At 70.9% G+C, this 19,118-nt stretch carries 15 protein-coding genes, 1 pseudogene and 1 riboswitch; of the genes and pseudogenes, 9 read left to right on the forward strand and 7 right to left on the reverse strand.

What is annotated here, in order from left to right; genetic code table 11:
• Nucleotides 1-40 precede the first annotated feature (40 nt).
• On the forward strand, nt 41-1,237 hold the full coding sequence (locus tag ACSHV8_RS19150) for an IS630 family transposase (RefSeq protein ID WP_436534952.1): 1,197 nt from the start codon (nt 41-43) through the stop codon (nt 1,235-1,237).
• Between the two features lie 59 nt (nt 1,238-1,296).
• The gene (locus ACSHV8_RS19155) at nt 1,297-1,662 is read left to right on the forward strand and encodes a PPOX class F420-dependent oxidoreductase (RefSeq protein WP_436534954.1); all 366 of its coding nucleotides are present in this window, start codon (nt 1,297-1,299) and stop codon (nt 1,660-1,662) included.
• Nucleotides 1,663-1,738: 76 nt separating this feature from the next.
• Here the strand turns inward: ACSHV8_RS19155 and ACSHV8_RS19160 are convergent, their stop codons facing one another.
• A complete protein-coding gene (locus tag ACSHV8_RS19160) occupies nt 1,739-7,828 on the reverse strand; it encodes a fibronectin type III domain-containing protein (RefSeq protein ID WP_436534956.1) in 6,090 nt (2,029 codons plus the stop codon).
• A 255-nt stretch (nt 7,829-8,083) separates the two neighbouring features.
• Here ACSHV8_RS19160 and ACSHV8_RS19165 point away from each other — a divergent pair, with 255 nt between their 5' ends.
• A complete protein-coding gene (locus ACSHV8_RS19165; protein ID WP_436534958.1) occupies nt 8,084-9,616 on the forward strand; it encodes a ricin-type beta-trefoil lectin domain protein in 1,533 nt (510 codons plus the stop codon).
• Nucleotides 9,617-9,643: 27 nt separating this feature from the next.
• Here the strand turns inward: ACSHV8_RS19165 and ACSHV8_RS19170 are convergent, their stop codons facing one another.
• The 3 genes from ACSHV8_RS19170 to ACSHV8_RS19180 are packed head-to-tail and all read right to left on the reverse strand — an operon-like array spanning nt 9,644 to nt 11,397.
• Entirely contained in the window at nt 9,644-10,171 is a 528-nt protein-coding gene (locus ACSHV8_RS19170; RefSeq protein ID WP_436534960.1) for a hypothetical protein, read from the reverse strand.
• Between the two features lie 24 nt (nt 10,172-10,195).
• Nucleotides 10,196-10,927, reverse strand: a complete 732-nt coding sequence (locus ACSHV8_RS19175) for a hypothetical protein (RefSeq protein WP_436534962.1) — start codon at nt 10,925-10,927, stop codon at nt 10,196-10,198.
• A 17-nt stretch (nt 10,928-10,944) separates the two neighbouring features.
• On the reverse strand, nt 10,945-11,397 hold the full coding sequence (locus ACSHV8_RS19180) for a MarR family winged helix-turn-helix transcriptional regulator (RefSeq protein ID WP_436534964.1): 453 nt from the start codon (nt 11,395-11,397) through the stop codon (nt 10,945-10,947).
• Between the two features lie 71 nt (nt 11,398-11,468).
• Between ACSHV8_RS19180 and ACSHV8_RS19185 the strand changes: the two genes are divergently transcribed.
• The gene (locus ACSHV8_RS19185; RefSeq protein WP_436534966.1) at nt 11,469-12,383 is read left to right on the forward strand and encodes an alpha/beta hydrolase; all 915 of its coding nucleotides are present in this window, start codon (nt 11,469-11,471) and stop codon (nt 12,381-12,383) included.
• Here the strand turns inward: ACSHV8_RS19185 and ACSHV8_RS19190 are convergent.
• Nucleotides 12,359-12,556, reverse strand: coding sequence for a hypothetical protein (locus ACSHV8_RS19190; RefSeq protein WP_436534968.1), 198 nt, complete (start codon nt 12,554-12,556; stop codon nt 12,359-12,361). The two genes, ACSHV8_RS19185 and ACSHV8_RS19190, sit on opposite strands and share 25 nt — an antisense overlap.
• Before the next feature lie 216 nt (nt 12,557-12,772).
• Nucleotides 12,773-13,312 (reverse strand): hypothetical protein, encoded by a 540-nt coding sequence (locus tag ACSHV8_RS19195; protein ID WP_436534970.1) that lies wholly within the window; start codon nt 13,310-13,312, stop codon nt 12,773-12,775.
• Between the two features lie 62 nt (nt 13,313-13,374).
• Between ACSHV8_RS19195 and ACSHV8_RS19200 the strand changes: the two genes are divergently transcribed.
• A complete protein-coding gene (locus tag ACSHV8_RS19200) occupies nt 13,375-14,172 on the forward strand; it encodes a thioesterase family protein (RefSeq protein WP_436534972.1) in 798 nt (265 codons plus the stop codon).
• Here ACSHV8_RS19200 and ACSHV8_RS19205 read toward each other — a convergent pair.
• The gene (locus tag ACSHV8_RS19205; RefSeq protein WP_436534974.1) at nt 14,166-14,600 is read right to left on the reverse strand and encodes a MarR family winged helix-turn-helix transcriptional regulator; all 435 of its coding nucleotides are present in this window, start codon (nt 14,598-14,600) and stop codon (nt 14,166-14,168) included. The two genes, ACSHV8_RS19200 and ACSHV8_RS19205, sit on opposite strands and share 7 nt — an antisense overlap.
• A gap of 84 nt (nt 14,601-14,684) precedes the next feature.
• Between ACSHV8_RS19205 and ACSHV8_RS19210 the strand changes: the two genes are divergently transcribed.
• The 4 genes and pseudogenes from ACSHV8_RS19210 (at nt 14,685) to bluB (ending at nt 19,075) form a co-directional block, all read left to right on the forward strand.
• Entirely contained in the window at nt 14,685-16,754 is a 2,070-nt protein-coding gene (locus ACSHV8_RS19210) for an LLM class flavin-dependent oxidoreductase (RefSeq protein ID WP_436534976.1), read from the forward strand.
• Nucleotides 16,751-17,647, forward strand: a complete 897-nt coding sequence (locus ACSHV8_RS19215; protein WP_436534978.1) for an LLM class flavin-dependent oxidoreductase — start codon at nt 16,751-16,753, stop codon at nt 17,645-17,647. The genes ACSHV8_RS19210 and ACSHV8_RS19215 overlap by 4 nt, the downstream gene beginning before the upstream one ends.
• A 41-nt stretch (nt 17,648-17,688) precedes the next feature.
• Complete coding sequence (locus ACSHV8_RS19220) at nt 17,689-18,165, forward strand: nitroreductase/quinone reductase family protein (RefSeq protein WP_436534980.1); 477 nt, start codon at nt 17,689-17,691, stop codon at nt 18,163-18,165.
• 32 nt (nt 18,166-18,197) lie between these two features.
• Nucleotides 18,198-18,401: riboswitch (cobalamin riboswitch) on the forward strand.
• A 36-nt stretch (nt 18,402-18,437) separates the two neighbouring features.
• A pseudogene (gene bluB / locus ACSHV8_RS19225) lies at nt 18,438-19,075 on the forward strand (5,6-dimethylbenzimidazole synthase).
• Nucleotides 19,076-19,118: the final 43 nt, after the last annotated feature.

Genomic DNA, 19,118 nt, shown 5'->3' on the forward strand with positions numbered 1-19,118 from the left:
CCAGCCCTCAAGCGAGATCATTTTCGATGGAAGCTGGCCGGTGTCCGTTCCTCACGCACGCCCGATCACCCTGACCACCGCCGAGCGACGCAGGCTCACCGCCCTGGCCTACTCCCACACCGCCGCATACCAGCAGGTCATCCGAGCCCGGATCATCTGCGATGCCGTCCGCGGAGAATCCAACGCCGCGATCGCCCGCCGCCACGAGGTCACCGTCGACACGGTACGGCGCTGGCGGGGCCGCTTCGCCGACGAAGGCCTGCCCGGGCTGGCCGACCGGCCCCGCCCGGGACGGCCACCACGACTCACCGCGGTCCAGGCCGCCGAGATCAAAGCGCTGGCCTGCCAGTTGCCGGCCGAGACCGGCACACCGCTGTCGAAGTGGAGCTGCCCCGACCTGGCCGCCGAGGCCGTCGCCCGCGGCATCGTCACGGCGATCTCGGCGCCGGCCATCCGCCGGCTCCTGAGCCGCGACACGATCAAGCCCTGGCAGCACCAGTCCTGGATCTTCATCCGCGACCCGCAATTCGCCGTCAAAGCCGAACGGGTGCTCGGCCTCTACGCCCGCGAATACAACGGCATCGCGCTCGGCCCGGACGAGTACGTGATCTCCAGCGACGAGAAGACCAGCATCCAGGCCCGCTGCCGCTGCCACCCCACCCTGGCACCCGGCGTCGCCCGCACCATGCGGGTCAACCACGAATACCAGCGCAAAGGCGCCCTGGCCTACCTGGCCGCCTACGACGTCCACCAGGCCCGAGTGTTCTCCCACCGCAATGCGAAGACCGGCATCGGGCCGTTCATGACCCTGGTCGGACAGGTCATGACCCGCGAGCCCTACGCCTCGGCGAAACGGGTGTTCTGGGTGGTCGACAACGGCTCATCACATCGTGGTCAGGCCGCCGCCGACCGTCTCACGAAACGGTTCCCGAACGCGGTCATGGTCCATACCCCAATCCATGCCTCCTGGCTGAATCAGGTCGAGATCTACTTCTCGATCATCCAGCGCAAAGTCCTCACACCCAACGACTTCACCAGCCTTGACCAGGTCGAAGACCGACTCACCGCCTTCGAGCAGCGCTACAACGCGACCGCCCGGCCCTTCAGATGGAAGTTCACCCCGGCCGACCTCGAGAGCCTGATGGCCCGGATCGAGCGACACAAACAGAAAGAGCAAAACCTCCAGCAACCCGCCGGCTGCGACAACCAGCCTGCCGCACACGCCCTGGCCGCATAACCCCCGAAGCACTTACGAACTCAAGCACTTAGCGTCGGGGCATGCACAGCGATGAGGACGTGGAAGAGCTGCTGGCCGGGCCGCATCACGCCGTGGTCGGGATCAATCGGGCTGAAGGGCCGCCGCAGCTGACCGTCGTGTGGTTCGTGTGGGACGGCGAGACTTTTCGATTCAGCACCACGCGGTCGCGCGCGAAATATCTGAATCTGCGGCGCGACCCGGCGATCTCGCTTCTCGTGGACGATTCCGTGAAGAATTTTTATGTGGTCGCGTACGGGAAAGCGGTTCTTCTTGAAGAGGACCACGAGAGCCTGGCCAGGCCGATCCTCGAGAAATATCTGCCGGAAAGAGCCGCGGATCCGGGCTGGACTCCGGATCGGGTGATCGTCGAACTGCGGCCGGAACGCATGCTGACCGGCCGCTGAAAGGCGAATCTCAGCGGCCGGCGAAAGCCGATACCGGCGCGGCCAGGCGGGTTTCGGCGGCCGGCGGAAGGCCGCCTCAACGGTCATCGGAAAGGCGGCCTCGGCGGCGGCGCTGGTAGCCGAAGAGCAGCAGGGCGGAGCCGGCGAGGACCAGGAACCAGCCGGCGATGCTGATGCCGGCCGCGGCGACGCCCGTGACCGGCAGGGTCGGCGCCGGGGAGACCGACCGTGTCACGCTGGGTGTCGGCGAGGCCGAGGCCGACACCGAGGGGCTGGTGCTCGGCGTCGTGGTCTGGGGCGCGGAATCGCCCGCGGTGGTGTGGGTGATCACGGTGATGACGTAGCTGGTGCCGTTGGTCAGCCCGGTGATGGTGCAGCTCTGGCCGTCGGTGGTGGCGCAGCTCGCCGAGTCCGCCGCCGCGGCGATCTGGACGGTGCCGGACTTCTTGATGGTTCCGGTGCTGATGCACGGGGTGGTGGTGGAACGGCACGGGGCGTCGGTCGCGGTCGCCGTGACGGTGAAGCCGAGCAGCGTGCCGCTCCCCTGTTTGCCGGGCTGCCAGGAGACGGCGATGGCCTCGTTGGCGGGTTCCGCGCCGGTGATGACCGGGGGTTGCAGGCCGGGTGGCGGTGTTCCGCCGTTCGGGGTGACGGAACCGGACGGGGTGCTGCCGGTCGAGGTTCCGCTCTTGGTCGTGGTGGTCACGGTGACCGTGTAGACGGTGCCGTTGGTCAGTCCGTGGATGGTGCACAGCGTGCCCTGGCCGGCGCCGGTGGTGCAGCTGTTGCCGCCGGGGGACGCGGTCGCCGTGTACCTCGTCAACGTCTGGGTGCCCAGGTTGGCGGGGGTCCAGGAGACGGTGATCGCCTGGTCGCCGGGGGCGACGGTCACGCCGGTCGGCGGTTCCGGCGGCCCGCTCGGACTCGGAGACGCAGAGGGACTGAGGGACGGCGACGCGGAAGGACTGAGCGAAGGCGACGCGGAAGGACTGAGCGAAGGCGACGCGGAAGGACTGAGCGAAGGCGACGCGGAAGGGCTGAGGGACGGCGACGCGGACGGTGACGCGGATGGCGTTGCCGAGGGTGACGCCGACGGGCTGGGCGAAGGCGAAAACGAGGTCGGAGACGGAGACGGAGACGGAGACGGGGACGGGGACGGGCTGGCGGTCGGCGACGGTGTGAACCGAGGAGCCAGAACCTCGACCGCATGGGACTGGTCGCGATACTCCCCATTGCCCAACTGCCCATTCACCCCATGACCCCAGCAGTACGTCCCCCCATCACTCCCCGACCCACACGAGTGGCTGTACCCCGAGCTCACCGAAGTCAGCGCCGGACCCCCCGCCACCACCGGAGTCTCGTGCTGCACGGTGCCCCCGTTGCCCAGCTGCCCGGACCCACCCCACCCCCAGCAGTACGTCGTTCCCCCTTCGGTCAACCCGCAGGAGTGGCTGTATCCGGGAGCGACCTGCGTGAACCGCACCCCCTCGGGTGCCGCCACCGCCACCGGCCTGGTCTTGTCCGCGGTATCGCCGACCCCGAGTTGAGCGTTCCCGTTGAACCCCCAGCAGTACGCCTTGCCGTCAGCGCCGATCCCGCAGGTGTGCCCGTATCCGACGGTGAGCCGGGTGAGGGGCGGCCCGTCCACGGCCACCGGTCGCAACTGGTTCGCGGTGGATCCGTTGCCGATGCTGCCGACAAAGCCATACCCCCAGCAGTACGTCTTGGTGTCGTCCCCCACCCCACAGGAGTGGTTCCCACCCGCGACGACCTGCGTGAACCGCACCCCGGCCGGGGCGTCGACCGCCACCGGCGTCATCCGGTTGACGGTGCTCCCGATCCCGAGCTGACCGAATTCGTTCCGGCCCCAGCAGTACGCGTTCCCGTCACTCCCCAGCCCACAGGTGTGATAGCCGCCGGCGCTGAGCCCGGTCAGCGTCACCCCAGCCGGGATGTCGACCGCCACCGGATCCGAGTGGTTCACGGTGTCGCCCTCGCCCAGCTGACCGGAGTCGTTCCCACCCCAGCAGTACGTCCTGGCGTCACTGCCCGACCCGCACGTGTGCCCGCTGCCGAGAGTCAGTTCCGTGAACCTGACCCCGGCCGGCGCGTCGACCGCCACCGGAGCCGACCAGTCCACCGTGTCACCGTCGCCGAGCTGCCCGGATCCCCCCTGCCCCCAGCAGTAGGCCTTGGTGTCCTCCCCCAGCCCGCACGTGTGGAACCCACCGGCGAACACGCGCACCAGGGGTGACGCGGCCGGCCCGTCAGGGGTCACCGATCCGGACCGCCCGCTGGGCACCGAGTCCCCACCCGTGGTGGTGGTGACCACGGTGACCGTGTACGCGGTCCCGTTGGTCAGTCCCGTGATCACACACGTGGTGCCCATGGTCGTGCACGTCCGGCCACCGGGCGACACGGTCGCGGTGTAGCCGATCATCGGGTCGTTCAGCCCGGTGACCTCCGTCCACGACGCCACCACCGCCCGGTTGCGGGCCCCGGCCGTGACCCCGGTCGGCGGCTGCGGCCCCGCCGCCACGGCCGTCGGAACCAGCACTTCGACGGGAGTCAGCTGGTCGGTGTTCTGCCCGTTGCCGAGCTGCCCGCCGACCCCATGCCCCCAGCAGTACGCCTTGCCGTCGGCCCCCAGCCCGCACGCGTGGCTGTACCCCGAACTCACCTGGGTCAGCGCGGGCACGTTCACCGGCACCGGGGTTTCGTGCTGCGCGGTGTCCCCGTTGCCCAGCTGCCCGGATCCACCGGCCCCCCAGCAGTACGCCCGGCCGTCGTCGCCGAGCCCGCACGAGTGGTTGTACCCGGGCGCGACCTGCGTGAACGTCACCCCGGCGGGAGCGTCCACGGCCGCCGGCCGCGGCTGGTCGACGGTCAGGCCGTTCCCCACCTGGCCGTTGCCGTTGAACCCCCAGCAGTACTCCCGGCCGTCGTCCCCCACCCCGCACGTGTGGGCGTAGCCGACGGTGAGCCGGGTCAGGGGCGGCCCGTCCACGGCTACCGGCCGCACCTGGTTCGCGGTGGATCCGTTGCCGATGCTGCCGACAAAGCCATAACCCCAGCAGTACGTCTTGTTGTCGTCCCCCACCCCACACGAGTGGTTGCCGCCGGCCACGACCTGGGTGAACCGCACCCCGACCGGCGCGTCGACCGCCACCGGGGTCCTGCGGTTCACGGTCGACCCATCGCCCAGCTGCCCGAATTCGTTCTGACCCCAGCAGTACGCGTTCCCGTCGCTCCCCAGCCCACAGGTGTGATAGCCACCGGCGCTGAGCCCGGTCAGGCTGACCCCGGCCGGCGCGTCCACGGCGACCGGGACCGACCGGTCGGTGGTGCCGCCGTCGCCCAGCTGACCGGCGTAGTTCCCACCCCAGCAGTACGCCTTGCCGTCACTGCCCGACCCGCACGTGTGCCCACTGCCGAGGGTCAGTTCGGTGAAGGTCACCCCGGCCGGTTGCTCCACCGCCGCCGGGGCCGACCAGTCGGCGGTGTCGCCGTTGCCCAGCTGACCCGAGCCGCCGGTACCCCAGCAGTACGCGTTCGTGTCCTGCCCCAGCCCGCACGTGTGGAAGCCGCCGGCGAACAGCCGCACCAGCGGTGAGGCGGGCGGCCCGGTCGGGGTCACCGGGTCGGACGCGGCACTGGCCCCCGAGGTCCCGGCGCTGGTCGTGGTCACCACGGTGACCGTGTAGCTGACGCCGTTGGTCAGCCCGGTGATCACGCACGAGGTCGTGGAGGTGGTGCACGTCCTCCCGTCCGGCGTCGCCGTCGCGGTGTAGCCGGTCTGCGGATCGTTCCCACCGGAGACGCCGGTCCAGGACACCGCGACCGCCCGGTTGCGGGCCCCGGCCGTGACCCCGGCCGGCGGTTGCACACCGCCCGGGGTGGGCGGGGTGGTGGGCCCGGCGCCGGCCACGACCTCGACCGGTTCGAGCTGATCGGTGCTCTGCCCGTTGCCGAGCTGACCGTTGACGCCGTGCCCCCAGCACCACACGTGACCAGCACCGGTGGTCCCGCAGGTGTGGCTGTAGCCCGAGGTCAGGCTCACGAAGCTGACCCCGGCGGGCATGGTCACGGGCACCGGGCCGGTCTGCTCCCCGGTTGCCCCGTTGCCCATCTGCCCGGAACCACCGAACCCCCAGCAGTACGCCCGGTTGTCGTCCCCGAGCCCGCACGTGTGGCTGTAGCCGGGAGCGATCTGCGAGAAGGTGACCCCGTTCGGAGCCCCCACCGCCACCGGCCTGGACCTGTCGGCGCTGTCACCGACCCCCAGCTGCGCATTGCCGTTGAACCCCCAGCAGTACGCCTTGCCGTCGGCACCGATCCCGCACGTATGGCCGTACCCGATGGTGAGCCGGGTCAGCGGTGGCCCGTCCACCGCGACCGGTCGCAGTTGATTCGCGGTGGATCCGTTGCCGATGCTGCTGACCGACCCGTACCCCCAGCAGTACGTCTTGGTGTCGTCCCCGACCCCGCACGAGTGGTTGCCGCCGGCGACGATCTGGACGAACCGCACCCCGGCCGGCGCGTCGACCGGCACCGGGGTCGTCTGGCTCACGGTCGTGCCGTCGCCCAGCTGACCGAATTCGTTCCGGCCCCAGCAGTACGCGTTCCCGTCGCTCCCCAGCCCACACGTGTGGTAGCCACCGGCGCTGAGCCCGTTCAACGTCACGCCCGCCGGGGTGGTCACCGCCACCGGGGCCGACCGGTTCACGGTGTCGCCGTCACCGAGCTGACCGGAATCGTTCCCACCCCAGCAGTACGTCGCGGCGTCGCTGCCCACGGCGCAGGTGTGCCCGCTGCCGAGGGTGAGCCCGGTGAAGGTCACCCCGGCCGGCGCGTTCACCGCGGCCGGACTCGACCGGTCGGCGGTGCCGTCGTCGCCGAGCTGCCCGAAGCTGCCCTGACCCCAGCAGAGAGTCCGGTGGTCACCGGTCACCCCGCACGTGTGGAAACCCCCGGCGGTGACCTGCGTGAAGCCGTCGGTCGGGGGCAGGTCCGCCACCTCGACCGGGGTCATCTCGGCGGTGTTGCGGCCGATGGCCCCGTATCCCCAGCAGTAGGACTTCCCGTTGTCCCCCAACCCGCACGTGTGGCTGTAGCCCGACACCAGCTGGGTGAAGCTCACCCCGCCCGGCACGTCCACCAGCACCGGGTTCGCCTGCTGCGCGGTGTCCCCGTTCCCCAGCTGCCCGGAACCACCCCACCCCCAGCAGTACGTCTTGCCGTCGTCCCCCAGCGCACACCCGTGGCTGTAGCCGGGAGCGACCTGGGTGAAGTTCACTCCGCCCGGGCCGGCCACCACCACCGGTCGCAGCCGATCGGTGGTGTCGCCGACTCCCAGCTGGGCATTGCCGTTGAAACCCCAGCAGTACGTCTTGGCGTCGTCACCGATCGCGCAGGTGTTCGCGTAACCGGCGGTCAGCTGGGTCAACGCCACGCCGGCGGGCCCGTCCACCGGCACCGGACTGGTCGAGTTCGTGGTGGAGCCGTCCCCGAGGGCACCGGTGTGGTCGTACCCCCAGCAGTAGATCTTGGTGTCGTCGCCGACCCCGCAGGTGTGGAAGCCGCCGGAGATGAGCTGGGTGAACCTGAGCGTCGCGACCGCCACCGGCGTCGACCGGTTCGCCGTGTCGCCCTGGCCCAACTGGCCGGAGTCGTTGCTGCCCCAGCAGTACGCCGTGCCGTCGCCACCCAGACCGCAGGTGTGCGAGCCACCCGCGGACACGCTGGTGAGGCTCACGCCGGCCGGCGTGTCCACCGGCACCGGCACCGACCGGTCGGTGGTGCCGCCGTCGCCCAGCTGACCGGCGTATCCGCTGCCCCAGCAGTACGTCCTGGCGTCGCGGCCCGACCCGCAGGTGTGCTGGCCGCCGATGGTGAGCGCGGTGAAGGTCACTCCGGCCGGGGCGTCCACCGCCACCGGGCCGGACCAGTCCGGGGTGGCGCCGTTGCCCAGTTGGCCGGATCCGCCCTGGCCCCAGCAGTACGCGTTCCCGTCCCGGTCCAGCCCGCACGAGTGCGAGCCGCCGGCGAACACCCGCACGTACTGGGTGGTCACGGGCGTCGTCGCGGTCACCCGGGCGGGCAACGCGACCGACATCACCGCCAGGAGCAGCGCCACCGCGACCGTCGATGCAATCCTTCTCGGCACATAGCCGACCGCATCACGGCCTCGCGCGCGCCAAACCGCCTCCTCTCACGTTTCACTCGTTCCGGTGGGATTCCGGCAAAGGGCTGCGGGCTCGTCATATTGCCGGGCGCCCATCCCTCGGCGGCGCTCGGACATCGACACACTTCTTTGTGCAGGTTTGTTGACAGTAGAGCGAACGCGTGCGAACAATCAACCCGAGAGCGCTCTCTGCGACATCCCTGAACGTAGAACTTCCCCCACCGTGAAGGACGTTCGATGACTCGTACCCTCAAAGCCTTGATCGCCGGGGCAGCAACGCTCGCGGCGATCACCGTGGCACCACCGCCCGGCCAAGCCGTGGAGAGGCCCGCCCAGAGCGCCGGAAGCTTCGACCTCGCGCCCGGAATGCTCGACGCGATGCGCCGTGACCTGCACCTCGACGACACGCAGATCGCCGATCGCCTGGCCACCGAGGCGGCCGCCCCGGTGATCGAGAAGCGGCTGCGCGCCCAGCTCGGGAAGCGCTTCGGCGGCGCCTGGATCCCGGCCGGCGCGAGCCGCCTCACCGTGGCCGTGACCAGCCCGGACGACGCCGCCAGGATCCGGGCCGAGGGCGCCGACCCGGTCGTCGTCCCGCGCTCGGCGAGTGACCTGGACGCGGCCCGCGCCCGCCTGGACCGCCACGCCGCGCAGGCCCCCGGCGCGATCCGCGGCTGGTACGTGGACGTGGCCACCAACAGCGTCGTGATCACCGCGGCCCCGGGCGCGCAGGCGCAGGCCCGTACTTTCGCCGCCGGTTCCCAGGCCGGGCCGGTCACCGTGAAGACCGCCGCCGAGCAGCCGAAACCGATGTACGACACACGCGGCGGCGACCAGTACGTGATCAACAGCAACACGCTCTGCTCGGTCGGCTTCCCCGTCGCCGGCGGTTTCGTCACGGCCGGTCACTGCGGTGGCGCCGGCAGCCCGACGCTCGGCTACAACAACGTCGCCCAGGGCACGTTCGCCGGTTCGTCGTTCCCCGGCAACGACTACGCCTGGGTGCGCACCAACGGCAACTGGGTCTCCCAGCCCTGGGTGAACAACTACTCCGGCGGGAACGTGCTGGTCAGCGGCTCGGCCGAGGCCGCCGTGGGCAGCTCGATCTGCCGTTCCGGGCGCACCACCGGCTGGCGCTGCGGCACCCTGCTCGGCCGCAACGAGACGATCAACTACGCCCAGGGTGCCGTCTCGGGCCTGAGCCGCAGCAACGCGTGCGCGGAACCGGGCGACTCCGGCGGGTCGTGGATCTCCGGCAACCAGGCCCAGGGCGTGACCTCCGGCGGCACCGGCAACTGCACCTCCGGGGGCACGATGTGGTTCCAGCCGGTCAACGAGATCCTCTCCGTGTACGGCCTCGCGCTGACCACCACCGGCGGCGGCAGTGCCGGAGCGCCGATCATCAGCAACTGGAACAACCTCTGCGTCGACGTGCCGAACAGCAACTTCGCCGACGGCGTACAGGTGCAGACGTGGGGTTGCAACGGCACTGCCGCCCAGAAGTGGGAGGCCACCGGCGGCGCCCTGCGCACCTCGAACAACATGTGCCTGGACGTCCCGTGGGGCTCCACCGCCAGCGGCGCGATCATCCAGATCGCCACGTGCAGCGGCAACCCGGCCCAGCAGTGGGTCCTGAGCGCCGCCGGTGACCTGGTCAACCCGCAGGCCAACAAGTGCCTGGACATCAAGGACTGGGTCAACGGCAACGGCGCCAAGTTGCAGCTCTGGGACTGCGCCGGCACCACCAACCAGAAGTGGCGCCGCGGCTAGACCGGAGATCGGCCGCCGGTCGGTTCGCTACCGGCGGCCTCTTCCACGGACGAGCTGCACCGCGGCCGACGGGAAGTGGGCCTGGCCGAGCGCGGCCCGCATGGTCGCCACGCACTGGTCACGGGCGCGGTCCACCCTCGTACGGTCATAGTGGTGTTCTAGATTCATCTCCGCGTCCGTGGTACGCAGCGGTTTCTGCCAGGCCGCTTTCATCTGCTCGCCCACCTCGGCCTTGGCCTCGTTGGCCAGCTGCCGGTACGCCGCCGCGACGGCCGGCGCCTCGATGTCGAGCACCGCCTGGTGGAACGCGAGCCGTGAATAGATCCGGCTGACCTCCTCGGTCAGCTGGTGACGCCCCTCCTGAGTGCCGGGGCGCCGCCGGATCCGGTAGGGCATCTCGGCGTAGTCCTCGACCGCGCTGAGCGCCTCGCCGAACGCGAGGGCCCGGCGTTCCCGGCGCGCGGCGCGACGGTTCAGCCCGTACGTCAGCAGCGCGGTGAGGGCGGTGCCGAGGATCGCGATGACGGCCGTGGTCTGCGCGGCGGTCCAGGTCATGCTGCGGATACCGCCCGGGGAAGATCAGATCGAGTGGAGGACGTCGATGATTCTTCCAGCCTCGTCCGGCTCCCACTGATCCGGGCCCGGCCCGAAGAGCCGGTTGATCCCGTTCTGACACGGCAATGCGGCGAACACCGCCGACTCCTCGCGGTGGCAGCGGTGCAGCCAGTCGAGCGCGCTCCGGTAGGCGTCCGGTGCCCGGTAGACGTGGTCGGGCACGTTGTACAGCAGGCATTCCAGCAGGTAGGACGGCACGTCGACGACGTCGCGGCGGCGGCGCTTGGCCGTCCGGACGACCTCCTTGAAGCGCCCCCCGGTGCGCCCCTGCTTGTCGTCGCCGTTGCGCCGGTGCTGCTTGGGGAAGTTGACGATCGGCCGGCCTTCGCTGTCGCGGAAGAAGACACCCTGCCGATACTCGGTGGCGACCAGGATGTCGACCATCTCACCGAACAGCGAGTCAGGGTCGTCGATATTGAGGCAACGGCGACCCATCCGTACGAGATGGTTCTGCCCCAGCGTGGCCAGGATCTCGTCGCGGAACTCGACCCAGTCGTGACCCGGCCCGGTCAGCATCAGCACGAGATCGATGTCACTGCCCGGCTCGATGAACGTGTCGTTGACCCGCGAGCCCTGACCGAAGATCTCGAACGGCCGATCGAACCCCCGCAGGGCGTCACGCAGCTCGTTCTCGGCCCAGGAGAGCAGGAACGCGTTGGGCTGCCCGGCCGCCAGGCGGGCACGCGTCACGGTCATGCCCCCAGTATGCCGCGTCACCCGGTGGGCAGCCCGATCTGGTCGCGTTCCAGCGCGGCCCGCAGCCCGGCCATCGCGTCGGCCACCGCGGCGATCGCGCTCGCCGCAAGATTCGCCCCCAGCAGCTCGCCCAGCAGCCCGTCCACGGTGGCCTCGGCCGCGGTCACCAGCTCCCGGCCGTCGGCGGTGACCTCCAGCAGCGAGGACCGGCGGTCGGCCGGGTTCGGCTGCCGCACGATCCAGCCGCGCGCCTCCAGCCGATCGACGCCCTTGCTGGTCGCGCCGATCCCGATCGCGAACGTGGCGGCGACGTCGGCGACACGGCAGCCCGGATGGTCGCGCACGTGCCGCAGGAACTCGAACTGCGAGGTCACGATCCCGTGCCGCTCGCGGAGCCGGTCGTTGGCCGCGTTGTACAGACGGGTCTCGCACCGCACGAGATCGTCGAAGAGACCGGTTGTCGATGCCACGGAAGGTATCCTACATTCAATGCCAAGGCATATACTTCCAAGGCATTATTACGTACGGAGGAAGCACCGCGATGACCAGAGAAGACCGCACGACCCTCGCCGCGACACTCCGGCGCCCACGTCCGTCCGGACCGCCCCCGCCGGTCGAGGACCTGCGGGCCGGCTTCCGGGCGTTGATGGCCACCATGCACGTCCCCGCCGGCATCCGCACCACGCCCACCACGCTCGGACCCCGCCCGGCACTACTCGTCGAACCGGCCGGCCCGCCACGCCCCGGAACGATCCTGTACTTCCACGGCGGCGGCTTCGTCGCCGGTTCCCCCGAGACCGCCCTCACCCTCACCGCCGGCCTCGTGACCAGGACGAACGTGCGAGCGCTGTCGGTCGACTACCGCCTCGCGCCCGAGCATCCGTTCCCGGCCGGCCTCGACGACACCCTGGCCGCCTACCGAGCGTTGCTGGAGTCCGGTTCGGACCCGGCCACGATCGTGCTCGCCGGCGACTCGGCCGGCGGCGGCCTGGCCGTCACCACCAGTTTGGCCGCCCGCGACGCCGGCCTGCCGATGCCCGCCGCCGTGATCGCGTTCTCCCCCGGCCTCGACGCCACCCGCACCGGCGACAGCATGACCACCAAGGCCGGCGTCGACCCGTTCTTCACCGCCGAAGCCCTCAACCACACCGGCGCCATGTACCTGGCCGGCCAGGACCCACATCAACCGTTGCTCAGCCCGGCCGTGCACGCCGACCTGACCGGCCTCCCACCGCTGCTGCTCCAGGCCGGCACGAACGAGATGCTCCTCGACGACTCCACCCGCCTGGCCACCCGAGCCCGAACCGCCGGCGTCGACGTCATCCTGGACATCACCGCCGACGTCCCCCACGTCTTCCAGGCCTACACCGGTTCCCTACCCGAAGCCGACGACGCCCTCGACCGGGCCGCCCTCTTCCTCACCCAGCACCTTCACCCCGCCAGAAGCAAAGCCTGACCAACCTTCTCGTCGCGCAGCAGATCCACGACATCCGGCACCCCCACGAAAACGATCGCCGCCCCGGGCTGCTGCACCTGCCGGAGCATCGCCTGGCCGACATCGGCACACGGCTGCTCCCGGATCATCTGCAGCAGCTCATCGGCCGGCTGGGCGGACTCCCCCGCCGACAACGCGAGGACCAGATGGTCGAACGGATCCTCCGAGGTCGGGTCGATCAGCAGTGGAACGCCGTGTTCGTCGATCGGGAACAGCTCACGCTTCTGATGGCTGTTGCAGTGCGAGCAGGCCAGGAGATGGTTGAGCCAGTCGAAGGTCCGCAGCGCGTTGTGGGCGATCGGCTCGTGGTGGGAAAGATCGTCGTCGCCGGTCTCCCACCTCAGGCCCGCCTATCGAGCCTGCGCCGGCCGTTTCGTCGCCGCCGCGGGCGTGGTCAGGTCGATCAGGTAGCTGCAGGGATCGGCCGTCCACCGGATCGAGGTGACGGGATCCGGTTGCGTCTTTCTCGATCGAGGGTCGAAGTGGAGGATCCGCCGGATCAGCCAGGAGCGGGTGGCCGGGGCCGGCAACGCCTCCTGAACCTCGTCCACGAGGTAGCCGTCGGCGACTTCGAGGGTGCCGCGGAGCTCCACTCGCCGGCCTGGTTGCGGGGACGGGTTCGGGTAGGAACTGGCGACGTAGATCGGGATGCCGTCGACGGCCAGGGCCCAGCCGCCGAGCGGGCGCAGGTGGTCGAACGGCAGCGCGACACCGGTGAGCAGCATGTCGACGGATCCGGGGATCGGCACCGCGGCGTCCGGGCCGGCGGCCGGCGTCCAGTGGTCGCTGCCGGTTGTCAGCAACACCTCGATCCGGTCGCCCGTCTCGGCCCGGAAGTCCGAGCTTCCGACGAGTTCGGCCGGCACCAGGACCTGAGGAAACGTCAGCACGACGCCACGGTACGCGCGGCCCGCGAGTTCCTCGGGGGCCGGTGAACTCATAAGGTCGGGGCATGACCGAGAAGGCGTTCTACCTGCCGGTGGGCGAGGACGAGTACGAGTCGACCCCGGCGACCGCCAGCCCCTGGGATTTCAGTCTTCAGCACGGCGGGCCGCCGGCGGCGCTGCTGGCCCGGGCGATCGAGCGGTGTGATCCGGACGACGGGCTGCCGATCGCGCGGATCAGCGTGGATTTCCTGGGCGGGATTCCGCAGGGGCGCATCCGTACCGAGGCCCGGGTGGTGCGGCCCGGTAAGCGGGTGGAGCTGGTCGAGGCCGAGCTGTGGGCGAACGGCAAGCTCGCCGTCCGGGCGTCGGCCTGGCGGATCCGGCAGCGGGCCGGGGCGACCGCGCACGTGGCGACGCCGGCTCTGCTGCCGCCGCCGCTGCCGGGGCCGGAGCCCCGGCCGGAGATCTACTTCGAGGGTGTCGGCGCCGGGTGGGGGTACGGCGAGGCGATCGAGTGGCGGTTCGTCGAGAGCGGCTTCAACCGGACCGGCCCGGCGAAGGTGTGGACGCGGGTGCGGATTCCGCTGGTGGACGGGGAGGAGACCGGGGCGTTGCAGCGCATGCTGGTGGTCGCCGACTCCGCGAACGGGTTGTCCGGGGAGATGCCGCTGACCGAGTGGCTGTTCATCCCGCCGACGCTGACCGTGACCGTGCAGCGGGCGCCGGCGACGCCGTGGATGTTCATGGACGTGGCGACCACGATCGGGCCGGACGGGACCGGGATCGCGCACGGCACGATCAGCGACGAGCGCGGCCTGCTGAGCCGGATCGCGCAGCCGCTGCTGGTGGCGCCGCGTCAGTGACCGCCGTGTTCCTGGGCCAGCCCGGCGACCACCTGCTCGGAGATGGTGGCCAGGGCGGCGAGTTGCTCGGCGGTCAGCACGTCACCGAAGTAGCGGCGGACGGCCGCCTCGTGGCAGTCCCGCGCGGCGGCGATCTGGGAGCGGCCCTTGTCGGTGAGGTGGATGACGGCGCCGGGGGCCTTCTCGATCAGGCCGCGCTGCTCCATCCGGCGCAGCTGGTGTGACAGACGTGACTTCTCCCAGGCGAGGCCGCAGCGCAGCGCGACCGAGCGCACGCTGGTCTCGGGCGACTGCTCCATGAAGAACAGGATGTCGAAATCGGCCTCGGAGAGCCCGGTGGTGCGGCTCAGCTCCCGGTTGATCTGGCCGTTCAGGAGCACCCGCATGCGCTGGTACGCCTGCCAGGTCGTGAGAACGTCGGGGGTCACAGCGCGAATCCTACGTCCGTTTGCAGATCAGACCAGGGTTGATGTATCAACTAGTTGACGCATCAACCCCGTGGAGGGATCGCGATGACACAACCACTGCGGTTCGGCGCCGTGGTCACCTCGGTGGCCGGGGCACGCCGGGCCGAGGAGCTGGGATACGACCTGGTCGCGGTCCCGCCGGCGCCCGACGGCGACGACTGGACGCTGCTGACCTGGATCGCCGGCCACACCGAGAAGATCGGCCTGGTCGCCACCGGGCTCGACACCGCGCGCCGCGAGCCGACCGTCCTCGGCCGGGCCGCGGCCAGCCTCGACCTGCTCTCCGGCGGCCGGCTCGATCTGGCGCTGACCGGTGAGCACGTGGACGAGGTGGCCGCGATCGTGCGTGGAATCCTGGACGCGGGCGAGGCCGGGCCGCTGCGCCACCTCGGTGATCACCATCGGGTTCCCAAGGCCCAGCGCGGCCCGCTGCCGGCCCACCGCGTCCCGATCTGGCTGTCCGGGAACGATCAGCAGTCGCTGCGGCTCGCGGGGCGGCTGGCCGACGCCTGGGTGGCCGACCTCGACCTGGTCGACGCGGGCGAGTTGGCCACGGCGTACAAAATAATTGATGCGGCGGCGATCGAGGCGGACCGTGACCCTCAGGAGATCCGCCGGGTGTTGATCATCGGTCCGGGCCTCGGCCCGGCCGATCTCACCGCGCTCGGCGCCGACACGTTCCTGGTGCGGGCCGACGAGATTCCCGACCTGAGCGCCTGGGAGACCTTGCGGAACGCCGCCGGGCCGATCATTTTCCGACCCGCTTCGGTACGGGCGAAGCGCCGCCCCGGCATCGACTACGACAGCGTCCCGGCGAGCCTGGCCGGCACCGCGGTCGAGCCCGGTGACCTGGACTACGCGCGGGTCCGCTCGACCTACATGCGCGGCGGCGCCCCCGGCCTGGTCCTGCGCCCGCGCACGACCGCCGAGGTGGTCGACGCCCTGGAGTTCGCGCGCCGGCACCCGGACCTGCCGTTCGGCCTGCGCAGCGCCGGGCACGGGGTCAGCGGCCGGTCCACCAACGACGGCGGTCTCGTGGTCAGTCTCGCCGCGATGAACACGATCGAGGTCCTCGACGAGTCCCGGCGCCTGATCAGAGTCGGTCCCGGCGCGCGGTGGATGGATGTCGCTCAGGCCATCCATCCGTACGGGTGGGCGTTGAGCTCGGGTGACTACGGCGGCGTCGGGGTCGGCGGGCTGGCCACCGCGGGCGGCGTCGGCTGGCTGGCCCGCAAGCACGGCCTGACCATCGATCACCTGCACGCGGTCGAGATGGTGCTGGCCGACGGCAGTGTCGTGCGCGCTTCGGCGACCGAGAACACCGACCTGTTCTGGGCGGTCCGCGGGGCCGGGGCCAACTTCGGGGTCGTCACGTCGTTCGAGTTCGAGGTGTACGAGGTCGGCAACGTCGGCTTCGCGCAGCTCGTGATGGCCGCCGACGACCCGGCCGACCTGCTGGTGAAGTGGGGCCGGGCGATCGAGGAGGCCCCCCGGGACGTCAGCGGGCAGCTGATCATGGGCCCGCCCCGGCCCGGGCAGCCCGCGTTCGCCCAGCTCATGGCCGTGGTCGACAACGACGACCCGGAGACGATCATCGAGCAGTTGCAGCCGATCGCGCAGATCGCGCCGCTGTATCAGCAGAACGTGGTGCTCACGCCGTACACCGGGGTGATCTCGAATGCCGCCGAAGGCGGATATCACCAGGGCGTCGGCGAACCGACGTCGCGCTCCGGGCTGATCGAGCACCTGACGCCGGAGTTCGCCCGGGCGGCGATGGATCTGCTGGCGAGCGGCGCGGTGCACTGGTTCCAGATCCGCACGGTCGGCGGCGCGGTCGCCGACGTCGCTCCGGAGGAGACCGCTTATGCCCATCGCTCGGCCAACTTCTCGGTGATCGTGATGGGTTCGTCGCAGCGCCGGGTGGACGAGGCCTGGGCGACTCTGGACGGGCATTTCGAGGGGCTGTACCTGAGCTTCGAGACCGACCTGAGCCCGGAACGGGTCGAGGACGCGTTCCCGCCGGCCACCCTGACCCGGCTGCGCGAGCTCAAGCACCGCTACGACCCGGACAACCTGTTCCGTGACAACTTCAACATCAAGGCGGCGACGCGATGACCGATTACGGGCACGATCTGCTCTTCGGTACGTTCATCACGCCCACCGCCCAGCCGGTGCACCAGGCGGTCGAACTGGCCGTCGTCGCCGACCGGGCCGGGCTCGACCTGGCGACCTTCCAGGACCATCCGTACCTGCCGAAGTTCCACGACACCTGGACCCTGATCACGTACGCGGCGGCGCGCACCGAACGCATCCGGCTCAGCGGGAACGTGCTCAGCCTGCCGCTGCGCCCGCCGGCCGTCCTCGCCCGCAGTCACGCGAGCCTGGACCGGCTCAGCGGTGGACGGATCGAGCTCGGACTCGGCGCGGGCGCGTTCTGGGACGGCATCGAGGCGATGGGCGCGCGACGGCTCAGCCCCGGCCAGGCCGTGTCCGCGCTGGGCGAGGCGATCAAGGTGATCCGAGCCGTGTGGGACGCCGACCGGCCCGGACCGGTCAACGTGCACGGCGAGTACTACCAGGTGGAAGGCCTCAAGCGCGGCCCGGCCCCGGCCCACGACATGAGCATCTGGGTCGGCGCGTACAAGCCTCGGATGCTGCGCCTGATCGGGCGGGCCGCCGACGGGGTGCTGCCGTCGCTGTCCTACCTCGAGGGCGGGCCGGGCGACTACGCGACGATCAACAAGCACATCGACGACAGCGCGGCCGAAGCCGGCCGCTCGCCCGATCGGATCCGGCGGCTGCTCAACATCAACGGGACGTTCAGCCAGTTCGGGCGGTCGTTCCTGAACGGGCCGGCCGAGCAGTGGGCCGAGGACCTGGCCGGGCTGGTCCTGGAACACGGGATCAGCACGTTCATCCTGGCCGGCGACGACCCGGCGGCCATCGAGGAGTACGCGGCCGAGGTCGCCCCGGCCGTCCGGGCGCTGGTCGAGGCCGAACGCGGCTGAAACCCTTGCGGCGGCGGTGGCGGGCCGGAAGAGTTCTCGTCATGAGCGAGGATCACGCCTCCACCGCCGGCCGGGCGCAGACGATGGCGCTGCAGGGCGTCGCCAACCGGATCGTCCGCGGCCTGCTGCGCGTGCCACTGGTGTCCCGCGGCATCGGCAAACGGCTGATCACGCTGTACGTGGTGGGCCGCAAGTCCGGGAAGCGCTACACCGTGCCGGTCGCCTACACGCTCCACGAGGGAACGCTGCTGATCGGCACCCCGTTCGGGTGGGGCCGCAACCTGCGCACCGGCGAGCCGGTCGAGGTCCGCTTCAAGGGCCGCCGACGCCGGGCCGACGTCGTCGCGCACACCGGCGAGGAGGCGGTCGTCGCGGACTACGCGATCATCGCGCGCGACAACCACAACTTCGCCGGCTTCAACAAGATCGGCTTCGACGAGCGGGGCAACCCCGACCCGGGCGACCTGCACCTGGCCTGGGCCGCGGGCGCCCGCTCGTTCCGCCTGACCCTGCGCTGACCGGGCTCGCGGTGAACCGGATAGGGTGGCCGCGGCACGAACTGTTGCGAGGTGCCCCGCTGTTCGCGGGGAGAATCGGGAAGCCGGTGGGAATCCGGCACGGGCCCGCCGCGGTGACCGGGGAGCTGCCGCCCACACGCGTTCGCGCGTAGCCACTGGCCCGGACCGGGCCGGGAAGGCGGGCGGTGAGGTGACGATCCGGGAGTCCGAAGACCGGCCTCGCGTCCGATCGCCCCGGCCTGCCCGGGGCTGAGCGCAGCGGGAGCCTGCCCATGTCGCACGACCTGTACGAGATCGTTCACCGCCGCCGGGACGTCCGGGCCGAGTTCACCGGTGGGCCGGTGCCGGAGGCCGTCCTCGACCGGATCCTGACCGCCGCCCACGCCGCTCCCAGTGTCGGCCTGTCCCAGCCGTGGGACTTCGTGGTCGTACGCGATGAGGGGTTGAAAAAGCTTTCCACGAGCACGTTCGTCACGAGCGGGACGTCTTCGCGGCCACGCTGGGCCCGGAGGCCGCCGCCCGGTTCGCCCGCATCAAGATCGACGGCGTTCTGGAGTCGACGCTGTCGATCGTGGTCACCTACGACGCGGACCGGGGTGGCCCGGCGGTCCTGGGGCGGCACGCGATCGCCGACGCCGGTCTCTACTCGACCTGCCTGGCCGTGCAGAACCTGTGGCTGGCGGCCACGGCCGAGGAGCTGGGCGTGGGCTGGGTGTCGTTCTACCGCGAGGAGTTCCTGCGCGACCTGCTCGGCATCCCGGACGGCATCCGGCCGATCGCCTGGCTGTGCGTGGGCCCGGTCAGCCGGCTGCCGGAGGTTCCCGACCTGGAGCGGCACGGCTGGCGCAGCCGCCGGCCGCTGGAACTGGCCCGCCACACGGACCGCTGGGGCGGCGGCCGGGCCGGATAGTGCGGCGGTCCCGGCCGGCGGTCCAGGACGGATCGCCGGCCGG

Source organism: Actinoplanes sp. HUAS TT8 (assembly GCF_051380535.1).
In the GTDB taxonomy this organism is placed as follows: domain Bacteria; phylum Actinomycetota; class Actinomycetes; order Mycobacteriales; family Micromonosporaceae; genus Actinoplanes.

Excerpts from the sequence above, each read along its gene's own strand:
- ACSHV8_RS19165 (WP_436534958.1), top strand. The coding sequence starts at position 8,084 with ATGACTCGTACCCTCAAAGCCTTGATCGCCGGGGCAGCAACGCTCGCG.
- ACSHV8_RS19170 (WP_436534960.1), bottom strand. The coding sequence starts at position 10,171 with ATGACCTGGACCGCCGCGCAGACCACGGCCGTCATCGCGATCCTCGGC.
- ACSHV8_RS19175 (WP_436534962.1), bottom strand. The coding sequence starts at position 10,927 with ATGACCGTGACGCGTGCCCGCCTGGCGGCCGGGCAGCCCAACGCGTTC.
- ACSHV8_RS19185 (WP_436534966.1), top strand. The coding sequence starts at position 11,469 with ATGACCAGAGAAGACCGCACGACCCTCGCCGCGACACTCCGGCGCCCA.
- ACSHV8_RS19200 (WP_436534972.1), top strand. The coding sequence starts at position 13,375 with ATGACCGAGAAGGCGTTCTACCTGCCGGTGGGCGAGGACGAGTACGAG.
- ACSHV8_RS19210 (WP_436534976.1), top strand. The coding sequence starts at position 14,685 with ATGACACAACCACTGCGGTTCGGCGCCGTGGTCACCTCGGTGGCCGGG.
- ACSHV8_RS19215 (WP_436534978.1), top strand. The coding sequence starts at position 16,751 with ATGACCGATTACGGGCACGATCTGCTCTTCGGTACGTTCATCACGCCC.
- ACSHV8_RS19220 (WP_436534980.1), top strand. The coding sequence starts at position 17,689 with ATGAGCGAGGATCACGCCTCCACCGCCGGCCGGGCGCAGACGATGGCG.